The 12,337-nt window shown below is 68.7% G+C and carries 12 protein-coding genes; 7 read left to right on the forward strand and 5 right to left on the reverse strand.

What is annotated here, in order from left to right:
- Positions 1-865 precede the first annotated feature (865 nt).
- Both ACWFQ8_RS06875 and ACWFQ8_RS06880 read right to left on the reverse strand, forming a co-directional pair.
- Positions 866-1,432 (reverse strand): VanZ family protein, encoded by a 567-nt coding sequence (locus ACWFQ8_RS06875; RefSeq protein ID WP_453785131.1) that lies wholly within the window; start codon positions 1,430-1,432, stop codon positions 866-868.
- Positions 1,433-2,268: 836 nt separating this feature from the next.
- Positions 2,269-3,246, reverse strand: coding sequence for a YihY/virulence factor BrkB family protein (locus ACWFQ8_RS06880; protein ID WP_453785132.1), 978 nt, complete (start codon positions 3,244-3,246; stop codon positions 2,269-2,271).
- Between the two features lie 568 nt (positions 3,247-3,814).
- Between ACWFQ8_RS06880 and ACWFQ8_RS06885 the strand changes: the two genes are divergently transcribed.
- A complete protein-coding gene (locus ACWFQ8_RS06885; RefSeq protein ID WP_453785133.1) occupies positions 3,815-5,065 on the forward strand; it encodes a PP2C family protein-serine/threonine phosphatase in 1,251 nt (416 codons plus the stop codon).
- 447 nt (positions 5,066-5,512) lie between these two features.
- Here the strand turns inward: ACWFQ8_RS06885 and ACWFQ8_RS06890 are convergent, their stop codons facing one another.
- Positions 5,513-6,124, reverse strand: coding sequence for a hypothetical protein (locus ACWFQ8_RS06890; protein ID WP_453785134.1), 612 nt, complete (start codon positions 6,122-6,124; stop codon positions 5,513-5,515).
- A 1,116-nt stretch (positions 6,125-7,240) separates the two neighbouring features.
- Between ACWFQ8_RS06890 and ACWFQ8_RS06895 the strand changes: the two genes are divergently transcribed.
- From ACWFQ8_RS06895 to ACWFQ8_RS06910, 4 genes are all read left to right on the forward strand, one after another.
- Positions 7,241-8,386 carry a hypothetical protein gene (locus ACWFQ8_RS06895; protein WP_453785135.1) on the forward strand — a complete coding sequence of 382 codons (1,146 nt, stop codon included), beginning with the start codon at positions 7,241-7,243 and terminating at the stop codon, positions 8,384-8,386.
- 145 nt (positions 8,387-8,531) lie between these two features.
- Positions 8,532-9,008: a hypothetical protein gene (locus ACWFQ8_RS06900; RefSeq protein ID WP_453785136.1), complete on the forward strand. Its 477-nt coding sequence runs from the start codon at positions 8,532-8,534 to the stop codon at positions 9,006-9,008.
- A gap of 255 nt (positions 9,009-9,263) precedes the next feature.
- A complete protein-coding gene (locus ACWFQ8_RS06905) occupies positions 9,264-9,419 on the forward strand; it encodes a hypothetical protein (RefSeq protein WP_453785137.1) in 156 nt (51 codons plus the stop codon).
- 662 nt (positions 9,420-10,081) lie between these two features.
- Complete coding sequence (locus ACWFQ8_RS06910) at positions 10,082-10,741, forward strand: hypothetical protein (protein ID WP_453785138.1); 660 nt, start codon at positions 10,082-10,084, stop codon at positions 10,739-10,741.
- A gap of 50 nt (positions 10,742-10,791) precedes the next feature.
- On the opposite strand, the gene ACWFQ8_RS06915 is transcribed toward ACWFQ8_RS06910, so the two are convergent.
- The gene (locus ACWFQ8_RS06915) at positions 10,792-11,061 is read right to left on the reverse strand and encodes a hypothetical protein (protein ID WP_453785139.1); all 270 of its coding nucleotides are present in this window, start codon (positions 11,059-11,061) and stop codon (positions 10,792-10,794) included.
- Between the two features lie 148 nt (positions 11,062-11,209).
- Between ACWFQ8_RS06915 and ACWFQ8_RS06920 the strand changes: the two genes are divergently transcribed.
- Positions 11,210-11,368, forward strand: a complete 159-nt coding sequence (locus ACWFQ8_RS06920; protein ID WP_453785140.1) for a hypothetical protein — start codon at positions 11,210-11,212, stop codon at positions 11,366-11,368.
- A gap of 3 nt (positions 11,369-11,371) precedes the next feature.
- Entirely contained in the window at positions 11,372-11,545 is a 174-nt protein-coding gene (locus tag ACWFQ8_RS06925; RefSeq protein WP_453785141.1) for a hypothetical protein, read from the forward strand.
- A gap of 201 nt (positions 11,546-11,746) precedes the next feature.
- On the opposite strand, the gene ACWFQ8_RS06930 is transcribed toward ACWFQ8_RS06925, so the two are convergent.
- Positions 11,747-12,022, reverse strand: coding sequence for a hypothetical protein (locus ACWFQ8_RS06930; RefSeq protein ID WP_453785142.1), 276 nt, complete (start codon positions 12,020-12,022; stop codon positions 11,747-11,749).
- Positions 12,023-12,337 lie beyond the last annotated feature (315 nt).

Consider the following 12,337-nt stretch of genomic DNA (forward strand, 5'->3'; position numbering starts at 1 on the left):
GCCGCCGGGATCCAGGCGGTGTTGGCCAGCGCCATGATGCGGCCCGTGCCGCCCTTGTACGCGTAGAAGGTGTGATGTGCCCGTGACGGCCGTCCCTGCTGTCACGCACTGAGCATCGTCGCCGCGGTACCGCCGCGGCGGCCAGGATCTAGCCGAGCCAGACGATGTCCAGGACGGACAGGTGCCGCAGCGCCCGGTTGGCGAAGTAGATGACGGACAGGCAGCCGGCGGACGCGATCCGGACGTCTTCGCCTTCGGGGTCGTCGGGGTCCCACTGACGGAAGCCCTACGGGTCCGCCGCGGCGGCATCGAGAAGGTCCCAGACCGTCTCTTCGGCGTGCTCGGGGCACAAGCACCCCGTCGACCCCCGGCCCGCACGACCGGACACGGGGGCGGCGCTACCCCTCTCCCCCATGCCAACGGCGAGTGAACCGATACCTGCCCGTCGCGCCGTGGGGTGATGAGTACCCAGGTCGAGTCTGCGCGTGAGGTTTCCCCGGGGTCAGGACACCGGCCGCGCCGATCGTCCGGCTCAGCCCTTCGGCCGACTCCGCGATGTCGATCAGCTGGTACGCCTGCGCCCTGCTGATCCCGGGTTCGGTTTGCGCGTACTCACCCCACCCGCCGCTATACCAAGCGGTATCCACACCCGCGCCCGGCGCGCGTCCCGTACCCGCTGTGCCAGGACCATTGCGCCCCGCCGTGCTTCACCAATCGACCGCCCGCAGTTGCTCGGTCAGTCGTACCGCATCCGCCCGGCCAACCGCCTCCATCGCCGGATCCTCGCCCAGCTCGCTCCTCAACGCCCCTAACTCCAAGGTGGGCCCGGCGAGGGCGGCGGAACAGGGGGCGCGGCGCGGCGTACCTATGCCGGGTCTTCGGCGGTCACCTGGCGTTTGGTGAACCGGTGCCACCAGTGGTGGCGTCGGGGATGCACTGCGCGACCCAGCCGGAGGCCAATCAGCAGATAACCAATGAGGGCACCCGTGGTGTTGAGCAGAACATCATCGACGTCGAAGGCGCGCCCGGTAATGAGGGCGCCTTGGACGAGTTCGACGAGGATCATCACGAGAGCGGTGGCCGCCGCTACGCGGACCAGTCCTCGCGTTCGGGGTACCAGTACCGGCAGCAGCACACCGAACGGTATCCCCATCACGATATTGCCGCCGAGCTGCTTGACCGTGTCAGCGGCCGTGGGCTGCACGAGATAGGCACGGATGGAGTCACCGGGGCGCAGGTTAGTGTGCGTCAACGGCACGGATGCTGCCGAGGATTCCAGAGTCAGCCGGGCCAGAACCACCGCAAATGCGACCGTCCCCGCGAAGGCCAGCATCATGGCCAGCACCCGGCCGAGCGGAGACAGGGGAGGTTCTCCGGGAACCCGCTCCCCAGGATTCTTCGCGTTCTTGTTACGCAGGACTATCCGCGCCATTACGAGCTCCCAGCCAGGGGTAGTTTGCTTGGACGTTCCGATACCCGAGCTGTGGAGCGGCGCGCTTCGCAGGGGTTCACGCAGGGACCGTACCTGCCCGCCAGCGTGTCCGTACAGGTCGGCCCGCCCAGGAGACGGTCGGCGAGCATGCGGCGCAACAGTGCGTCGTCGGATACCTCAGAGACCGTGGCGGACATTGACCACCTACGGATCAGTTTGATTGTGTCATGGCCGGGTTCGCGGGCGCGACGCCCGGGTAGTTCTGGTCTTTGCTGGTGGCGACCGCAGCCGGCGGCCCAGCCAGTGGAGACGGGATCACGACCGGCTCGTGCACGGGTCAGGATGGCGCAAGGTCGCTGCCGCCTTCAACGAGCCACAACTGGGCCCCGTGTGACGCTGGAGGTCGCGGTCCCACGGCATCGAGACCGAACTGGTCGGCGAACCCCGGCCCAGGGAAGGACCCGGAACGCGCGGTGACCCTGGCGGAGCAGCTGGAGGCGGTCGCCCCGTAGAGCCAAGAACCCTGAACCTGACCGGAGAGGCTTCCCCCTCATACCTTCGGCCGACAGCCCAGAACAACTACGCCTCCGGCTCCAGCCCGATAAGCGGGACATCCGAACCTCGCTCAAGATCGAGTAGGCGGCCCGACCGAGAGTACGGCCGTGTGACACTCGACAACAGCAACGACCGCAACAGCTGCCGTAGCGGACCTGGCTACCCCATAGCCCGAAGCGAGCAACACGGTCGGCATTCTCCAGTCGGACCCCCTTGATGCCCCTTGACCGACCGCCCAGCCATCGGGTTTCCCTGGGGCGTGAGAGAGGTGCGGGTTCTTGTCAGCGGTGGATCTTGGCTAGTTCGGCGTTGAACTGGGCACCGATGAGCAGGGCGAGGTTGGACAGCCAGACCCACACCAGGAAGACGACGATCCCGGCGAGGGAGCCGTACAGCCGATTGTAGGAGCCCACCTGAGAGGCATAGAGAGCGAAGCCGGCGGAGGCGGCGAGCCACAGGGCCATGGCCAGAGCGTCCCCCAGAAGTCTTTGCCGCACGCCGCGCGTCTGAGCCGGGCCCGAGCGGAACAACACCAGCACCAGGACGGCGACCAGGCCCAGCAGGAGTGGCCACTTCACTACGTTCCATGCGGTGCCGACCATGATGCTGTCCATGCCCACGAGCCGGCCGAGGGCGGGGGCCGCTTCGGCGGTCAGGATGAGCACCAGGGCGCTGGTGACCAGGAGCGCCAGCAATACCAGAGCGGTGATCACCAGTCGTGGTGCGGTCCTCCATGCGGGGCGGAGGTCCTCGACGCCGTGCATGGCGTGCAGGGTTCGGCGGAAGACTCCCAGGTAGCTGGAGGAAGACCACAGGGCGCCGATCGTGCCGAAGACCGCCAGAACCCAGGCAGCTGTGCGCTGGTCGGCCATGCTCCTGAGCGTGCTGTGCATTACCGGGCGGGACTCGGCCGGGACAACAGCGATCACATTGCTGATGAGGTTCTCCGTGGCCGAGGGGCCGGCGATCCCGATCAGCGAGACCGTGACCAGGAGGGTGGGGAAAAGCGCGAGCACCGCGTAATAGGTGAGCGCGGCGGCGCAGTCCGTCAGGTTGTCGTTCCATACCGATGCCGGGGTCCGCCGCAGCGCGGTGCCGATGTCATGGCGGCCGGGCAGGTTACGCGCATGCGTCGTGGCGGCATGCGGTGTGCGGGAGGCGGTGCTCCGGAGCTGGCCGGTGGGGTGCAGCCGGCACCGTCCGGCTTCAGCGTAGGTGTCGGCGAATTGCTCACCGCGCTGCCTTCCACTCGTACCCAAGGTCCACCGCTCTTGTACGTAGGTTCTCCGATGCGCCGCTGCCCAACGTTACGGGCATTACGGGCACTGGGGCACGGTGAGCCGCATCGCGCACTCGTGCAGGCCTGGTAGGGGTTAACCGGATACGGCGTTTGCCGTTGCCCCTGCGCCCCAAACGCAGAGCAGGGCGGTGGTGTCCGCGACCACGGCCAGATCGGCCAGCAAGGTACGGCCGGGGACCACCCAGGTGTGCGAACGGCTCTACGAGGCGCACTGACTACGATTGTGCGTCGATCACCGCTGCCCGGGTCGACGAACCGGACCATGACGGGTGCCCCGCGACACAGGGTTCGCACGACCGATGTAGTTCCTGGCCGCACGTGGTCCGAGAGGGGCGGGCCAGCCTGGCGGCCGGACCCCGAGAGCCTCATGGTGCAATGGAGCCTGCCGCTTCGGCGCGGATCTTCGCGTATCCGGAACGAAAGTCCCGGGCGACATCGAGCAGTAAGGGGTCGCTGTGAGCTCAGGAGAGCCGGATGGCGTGGGGGCGTCTCGGCCTGGCGCGGGCAGAAGCCGCCCTGGTAGGGCGTTGACTTTGGCGGGAGTGTTGGAAGCTGCGGAGGCCGCGGCGCCCGTGGAGTCGCTCGACGTGGTCGCGCGGATGCTCGGGGAGCATCTCGGAGCGGCGTCGGTGTCGTTCCTGATCACTGACTTCACAGGCAGTTCGGTCGTACGGATGGGGGCCGCGGACAGCGTCGAGACCGATGAGCCGGCCCAGCGGATCCCGCTGCGCGGCACCCTGTACGAGGACGTGATCCGCAGCCAGCAGCCGCAGGTCGAGCACGTGGGCGAGAGCCGGCACGTGCGCGTGGTCGCCCCGGTGACCAACCGCGGGGATGCCATCGGGCTCCTGGAACTGTTCGTGCCCGCGGTACCTGAAGCGGAGGTGATGCGGGAGATCGGTGAGACCGCGCACGCGCTGGCGTACATCGTCATCGCGAACCGGTCCCACAGCGACGTGTACCAGTGGAGCCGGCGCACCAAGCCCCTGAACCTGGCCGCGGAGATCCAGCACCGACTGCTCCCGGCGTCGCTGGCGTGCGAGGCGGCGCAGTTCGCGGTCGCCGGGGCCCTGGAACCCGCCGAACACATCGGGGGCGACACCTTCGACTACGTCATCGACCGGGACACCGTCCAGCTCTCCGTGACCGACGCCATGGGCCACGACGTCGACGCCGCACTGCTCGCCACCCTCGTGGTGAGCGCCCTGCGACGGGCCCGGCGGGAAGGTGCCGACCTCGCCGAGCAGGCCCGCCACGCCGACCAGGCCATGCGCGACCACGGGCGCAGCGGCTTTGTCAGCGGCCAGCTGCTGCGTATCAGCCTGCTCGACGGCCGGACGGAGTTCGTCAACGCCGGGCACCCCTGGCCGCTGCGGATGCGCGACGGGAAGGTCGAGGAGATCGTTCCGAAAGTCGACCGGCCGTTCGGTCTCAACGTCCGTGCATCACAGGCCAACACCTACAGGGTGCAGACGCTGGACCTGCGGCCAGGCGACCGGCTGATCATGCTGACCGACGGAATGCTGGAGCGTGGCGCCGAGGGCCTCGACCTGTCAGACCTCACCATCCGCACCCGCGCACTGCACCCCCGCGAAGCCGCCCGCACCCTCATCAAAGCGATCGTCGACGCCGGAGACGGTCACCTCCACGACGACGCAACCGTCATGTGCCTGGACTGGCACGGCGTCCACAACTCCGAGCGCGACGCCACCAACGGCGCCGACCTCACCGACGCCTCACCACCAGCAACGACAGGACCACCCGCTCCACACCGATGACCCGGGCGGGCGAGGGCTGGAGGCACGGCACGCCACCGGGCCTATCGGCTCGGGTCAACGTCTGCCTTTCCGCTCGGCGCATGCCGTCTCCTTGGTGGCGCGGCCACCGGACCGAGCGGGCCAGAACGCAGAGCACCGGCTTCTTTAAGTGCCTGCTTCTGATGTCAGTGGTTTGATCGCTGCGTTTCAACGTCCGCGGAGCGACGTGCCTCTCTGACGTCGAGGTCAGAGCATGGGTGGAAACCGCTCGGGGCTCTTGGGATCAGCGGGAGCGAGTGGCGTTTGCGTCGGCCACGACCGGACAAGCGCCCGGCTGAGAAATCTCAGCCGGGCGCTTGTCCGGGTCCCGCGCTCCACTGGCTGCCCGTCAGCGATTATTGGTCACGGGGCCGCTGTCGTAGAGCGGTGCTTCCTGTCCTGCCGCGGCGATCCGCTCACCGGAGGAGTTCAACAGGGGAGAGTGGTCTTGCCGGCAGCGCCGGTTGTGCCGGTGGTGCCGTTCGCGAACATCGTGGCAGCGGTGCCGTTGCCACCGGGCTTGCCCGGGCACACCGGACTGGCCGCGCCGCCGGCGCCGCCCGTGCCGCCTGTGTAGCCGCCCCCGACCTTGGAGGCGCCGCCGTTGCCGCCCTTGCCACCGGCGATACCAGCACCGGCATTGCCGGCGCCGCCCACTCCGCCCTTGCCGCCCTTGCCACCGAGCGCGGCGTCACCGCCGACGCCGCCCCTACCGCCGGCGCCGTTGGCGCCGCCGGCGCCGCCCGTGCCCCCGGCCCCGCCGACGCTCGCGCTGCCGATGGCGTCGCCACCGTTGCCTCCGTTGCCTCCGCTGCCGTTGGCACCCGCGGCGCCACCGGTGCCGCCGAGGCCGCCGATACCACCGAGGGTCCCGACGCCGTTGGCGCCGTTACTGCCGGGGGCCCCGGTGGCGTTGTGAGTCCGGGCGCTCCCCGTACCCGGCTGGGCGGAGGCGAGGGCGGGAGTCACGGTGAGGCCGACTACGGCGATCGCGGCGATCAGGAAGGTCCGGGCAGTGGCCGTGGCGCGCATGGAGCGCATGGGGTACGTCCTTCGGTTTGCAGGCGGAGAGATTCTCCGCCTGACAGTCCTCAACGTAGGGAAGTGCGACGCACTGCGCACTCCGAAGAATGATCAAATGTCTTTAAATAGGCTGAATCATCAAATTTTGGCTGTAAATCCCTAGTTTTGGATCCGCCATCGTGCTCCGTCTTCCGTCGCCTCACCACCCGCGACACCGCGGAGAGAACCGGCCACTACGTCGGCCAGAAGCTCTTGCCCAACTCCGCTTTAAAGTCGCCTGGGCGGAGGGCCTGGCCGCCGCGCGACGTGTGGGCCACCGAGCACGGGCACCTCCGGGCGCCGCTGGACGCCGCCTACCAGGTCGCTTCCGGTGGGGATATGGCTCAAGAACGCCCCGGCGGCCGCGCGGAAAAACTGGGTCGTCTGCTCACGCTGACCGGAACGGACCAGGTGCTCGCCATCATCGAACCGGCAGCCCCTCGGCCCGCCACTGCTCGATCTCCTGCGCAGCTCACCTCACAGCGCACCCCGACGCTCTGGTCAGCGGGTCCTCCCTCGCCCCCAGGTCGGTCCAGGCCCTCATCACCACCCTCACCGCCATGGGCGTCGCCGGGGTCCGCACACCGGCCTGCCTGCGGTGCGGCCGCGTCCGGCCGCTGCGCCGGGCCGTGCCCGGCGCAGGGTCTGCCTCGGCTGCGAGGGCATCCTGGCCGCGCAGTCCGACGTCGGCCCCTGCACCGCCTGCGGGGAGACCCGACCACGCCCAAGCCACAAGACCTGCGGACCCTGCCGCCGCGACCAGCTCTCAACCGGACGGGCCTGCTCGGACTGCGGGAACCGCTCCTTCATCGATCCGTGCGCGAACTGCCGTCCCCGTCCGCTGGAGTCGTGCGCCTTGTGCGGGGACCGGGCACCGGTGTGTGCCCGGTGGCCGCTCGGCCCGGTCTGCAAGCCGTGTTACCGCGACGCCCGCCGCCATCCCGCCCCGTGCCCGGGGTGCGACCGGCGCCGCGTGCTGATCGCCCGCGCGGAAGGACGCCGGGCCTGCGGACCCTGCGCCGGGCACCCGGATCCGCATGCCTGCCCACGCTGCACCGAGCCCCGCTCCTACCAGGTCAAGGGCGTATGCGACCGATGCGCGGTGCACGACCGGCTCACCACGCTGTTCCCCACCGCCCCCGACGACGGCCCGTACACGCACATGCGCGCGGCCCTGGCCGACAGCCGGAGCCCGGCACCGTCCTGACCTGGCTGCGCAACTCCCGCTCCGCCCGCCTGCTCGCCGACCTGGTGGCCACGGGCCGGCCTGTCACCCACGCCGATCTCGACCCCACCGCGGCCGAAGGCCGGGCCGCCGCCCGGACCGTGGAGTACCTGCGCGGCCTCCTCACCGCCTACCAGGTGCTGCCCGAGCGCGACGAGCTGTCCGCGCGGATCGAGCGCCACCTCCAACGGGTTGCCGCCCGCCACCCCGAACACGCCCTCCTGCTCCGCTCCTACGTGCGCTGGTCGCTGCTGCCGCGGGCCCGCGGCGCCTACGCCCGCATCAACCGCGCCGCCGAGTTCCTGAGCGCGATGACCGCGCGCGGGCTGCTCTTGCAGGAAGTGACCCAGCACGAGGTCGACGGCTGGCTCGCGGGGAGCCCCGGCACGCGCTTCACCGTCCGCGACTTCGTCGTCTGGGCCACCCGTCGCGGGCACGCCCGCATCCTTGATGTTTTGCACTGGCCGAAGAAGGACCCGGTCGCGCTGGACGAGGACTCCCACTGGGAACTCCTCCACCAGTGCCTCACCGACACCGACCTGCCGCTCGAAGTCCGCGGCGCCGGGGCGATCCTCCTCCTGTTCGGCCAGCACCTGACCCGGGTCACCGCTCTGACCACACAGGCCGTGACCACCGTCGGCGAGGACACCTTCCTGACCCTCGACCGCACCCCCATCCCCCTGCCCGCCCCCTTGGGCGCCCTGTTGACCGACCTCGCGAACCGGCCGCCGCCCACCAACTGGGCGGCGAACACCTCCCGGGGCTGGCTGTTTCCCGGAGGCCGCCCCGGACAGCACCTCTCCGCCACTGTGCTCGGCCGCCGCCTGGCAGCCCATCAGATCCCCAGCCGGCCCGCCCGGGCCACCACCCTCGTCACCCTCGCCCAGGATCTTCCCCCCGCGGTCCTCGGCCCGATGCTCGGCCTCCACCCCGTCACCGCCGCCCACTGGCGACGACGCGCCTCCACCGACTGGACCGCCTACCTCGAAGCCCGTGTGACCGCCCCGCCATCCTGACCACCGGTCGAAGCCGCGTCATAGGGCCGGTCTGGGAGGTGCCGCTTGCGGCGACCCCGAGGGAAGCCGCCATTTTTGAGCATGTTCAAATATTGAGGTGCGGCCGCAGGCCGGACATCCAATCTCTGGGGAGAGGTCTGCGGACATGCGTAGATGGCAGGCGACGGCTCTCGCGGTAACTGGGGTAGTTCTCGCAACGTCTTGCGGATACGGCGCAGCCATCCACGCGGCGGAGATTCCGCAGGAGCAGCTGGTAGGGACGTGGACCAGCCCAGCAGGGACGTCCCTGACCTTCTCGAAGGAACACACCTTCACTGGAACGGGATTCGACAAGGTCAAGGCGATGGATGACTGCGCCCACCCCGAGAAGCTGTCCAATGGCCGCTGGGCCTTCTACGGCAGCCCCAAAGCCGACGGTCTCATCTCCCCCGACGAGACCGCCACACGTGGCCATGACCTTCGGCTGTCATTCACCGAGGATCCGACGTGCACGGTTTGGGTCTACCTCTACAGGGACTTCGGAGATACAGAGGACCCCAGCATGTGTCCTACAGAGGACCCGGACGCGGGGTGTCCTCCGGACGGCTACATGAAGCGGAGCGAGGCCGGCACCCGCTCCTGACGCCCATCGACACCGGGGCACTCGCGCTCCTGCCGGGCCACAACCGCACCAACAGACAGGCCGGCCCGAACCCCTCAACCACCGGCACCAGACAGGGATACCGCACGATTCGAATGACGCTCCCCGCCCGCTGGCGGCTACGGCTGGACCACCGAACGCCGCCGCTACGCCAACGATCTCGGCTCCGACGTCACCCTCGTCGGCGTCTCCGCCCGCTCGAACCGGCAGAAGTGCGACCAGGACCCCGCCACCTGGATGCCCATGGCCGCGGTCCACTGCCGCTACCTCGGAGAGTGGGTCGGCACCACGCACTGCTGGGGCCTCGCCGTCGACACCGCCGAACGCGAAGCACTCCTGCAGTACGCGGCGTCCTGCCCCAACGCCCGCGTCACCTACGACCCCACCCTGTGACCTGAGACGAGCGGCAACCTGGCCGTGGGGCGGAGTATGCCGCCTCCGCCCCACGGTCAGGCCGGTCGGTGGGACTGGATGCTGCCGACCGGAGCCGACCGGCGACGTGTGCCGGCTGCCGGACCTGCCCGCAGCCGGCAGCCGGCAGCCGGCAGCGCCACGGGGCTGGGAGCCGTCCTTCAGGTGCAGCTCCCCGCGGCGGTTATTCCACCGCTCTTGCGGGTGCGGCCTGCGGGTGACGCGCTGAGGCGGGTGCAGGGTAGCACCCGGACGGAGGGCGCCAGCCACAGCGCCACGCAGTGCCGATAGGAGATGGGCGTCTTCCCCGCCCGTGCACATCCGCTCACTGGTCTGACTGAGTGGACAAGCGCACCGCAGGAACGATTCTCACATCACGCCGGGGTATCAGTCCTGTTTTCCTTTGATGGCGCGAGCACCGCGCATGGACGCCATTTATTGAAAGAGCGCACTATGAGATCGAAGACTGTAGGCAGTCGGCGTGCTCGCGCTTGCGCATCGAGCGGTCCAGCATGAGGCAGCGAAACCGTGCTGGCCCCCAAAATCACCCTCGCGGCGGAAGTATCCGCCGCTGGTGTAAAACGCGCTCCAAAGGTATGAAAGCCGGGGCGGCAACAATGGCCCTAGGCATCTTAACTGCTCTGTTGATCGCATTGCTGACGCCCGCCTTTGACGAAATCGGGGACAGGATCAACCCATTCGATTCCGACAACGAGCACGGTCTGCGCCTCGCAGTTGCGGAGCCCACGATCTCCGGTGTCGCCGGATGGGTGGTTGAGGGCAAATCCTCCGCCGAGGTCGCACCTTACCCGACAAAGGAAAGTGAGGTGAGGAGCTGGGAGCGCCAGGAAAATGCCGTGCCCACCGCTCAGTCGATGTCGTTGTTCTTGCAAGGAGGTTCGGCGAAGAGAGTCGTCATCGAAGGGCTGGACATTGAGGCGAGATGCAGAGAGAGCTTGGCCGGGGTGTACGTGCGATCGCCCATTGGGGGAGGGCTACCGTCTCGCATGTTCGATATCGCTCTGGACGCCCCTGGGGGGCCCACAGTGGAGCCTCTTGGCAAGTCGGGAGTCGAATCGGACGAGCCCGAGACTGGCAGCTTCCCCTACACCGTGACGGAGAGTGAACTGGAGCATTTCCTGCTCGAAGTGCGGGCAGAAAATCACGCCTGCGAGTGGAAAGGCACCTTGCGCTGGAACGTGGACGGCAAGAGAGGCTCGACGAAGATCGACAACAATGGCGGATTCTTCCTCGTTACCGCTCACAACCGTGCCACATCCACTCTCGACATTGAGCGGCCCTGAGGAAGATGCAGGGCTGATTCATAGTTGTCGTGGCCACAGGTTGTTGCTGGTCAGGGCAGCCTGAGTAGGTCGAGGGGGCGGGTGTGGGGCGCGTAGGAGACCTCGTGCAGGCCAGCCGCGATGCTGCGGTTCCCGGCCTGACGGAGGGTGTCGGTGCGCGAGCCGCGCGCGGTCTGCGGTGTCCCGATGCGACCTGCGTCCAGTCGGCGTGCCTGCGGGCCTTCGGGCAAGCCGAGTGCCTGGTACAGGGCCGTGAGGTGGTCGCGGCCGCCGGGCTGGAGCCGGACGAGGCCGACGAACTCGTCACCGCTCACCATCACCCCCGAAGCCCGGCCCCGGCGGCTGGGCGGGCTCGGCGCGAAGCAGAAGGAGCGGCTGGTGCAGTGGGCAGAGACGCGGCGGTGAGGTCCAACGCTCAGGCGCCCACGGTGCCCGTGCCCGCCCGGTGGCGCCGTCGTTGAACCCGGCATGAACAAGCTCGCCACCACGCTCGCCACCGTCGCGCTCACCGCAGGCGTCCTCCTCTCGGGCGCCGCCACCGCCACCGCCGCCCCCGTCGACACCGGCACCGGCTTCCAGTGGTTCAAGCCCATGAAGCCGTTCGAGAGCCTCTTCAAGCCGATGTAGCCGATGGAGCCGAGGCTCCCCGTCAATGCCTTCGCCGGCCACACCGGCTTCCTGGGCGGCGCCGCCGGCGCCTTCGTCCCCCCGGCCCCAGCAACTAGCACCACCCAAGCGAAGCCCCCCTCGACCCTCAAGGCCGGCGGAGGCTTCGTCGTTTGCGTCGGCAGCCGTGCGCGGTGAGCCAGCGACGGGACCGGTCACGATCCTGGGGCAGGACAGCGCACGCAACCGTCACCTCATGTCAGTGCTTCTCCGCGTGCCATACGTCGATCGCGTGGGTAGCGCACCCGACGACTGGTGACGCGGTGACACTGGCAGACCGGCTCCCCGGGCGCGCTGTGCGGTCCGGCCTGGGAGGGCTTCGGGGCTACGGACGCGAAATCAGCTATTGGTCTTGACGTCGGGCACGAAGTCGGAAAAGTCCTCCGTGTCTTCAAGCGCTGAATCTGCCTTGGCGATGGTTCCCAACGCGGGGATCTCGGGCGCGGGCTGTTCGTCCTCTTCCACCCCGATGGTCTCAATGCTGACGTCTTCACTGGTGGCGCTGTGCCCCGTTGCGGTGGAATCCCCGTGGTCATCAGCGTGCGCGGGTACCGCAAGGCCGAAGAGTGATCCGGCAAGGGCGAGGGCGGTAAGTACGCGCTTAGTGTTGTCCATTCCCTGTCAACGATCTTGAGTCGTGCGCGTCACGCTGCCATCCTCCCGGGCCTATCGCTGACCCAGGTCAGCGGCGGCGTACAGCGCGGACCATCCCCGCGCGTGCGGGGGCGACACTTTCTGAGCTGGGGTTTGTCGGCCGAGGTGGCTGTTCTCGTTCAGTTGCTTCGGGGGCAGAGAGGATCAGCCAACTACGAGTCGACAAGCTTTCACCCGGCGCGGTGTCACGACGGTATCTCCTACCCCCGCGGACCGGAATGCTCCGGTCAATTCGAAAACCGGACAGGGCGGATGTGGTGCTGCGTACCGTTGCCT

The sequence above is a fragment of the Streptomyces sp. NPDC055254 genome, from assembly GCF_053606025.1.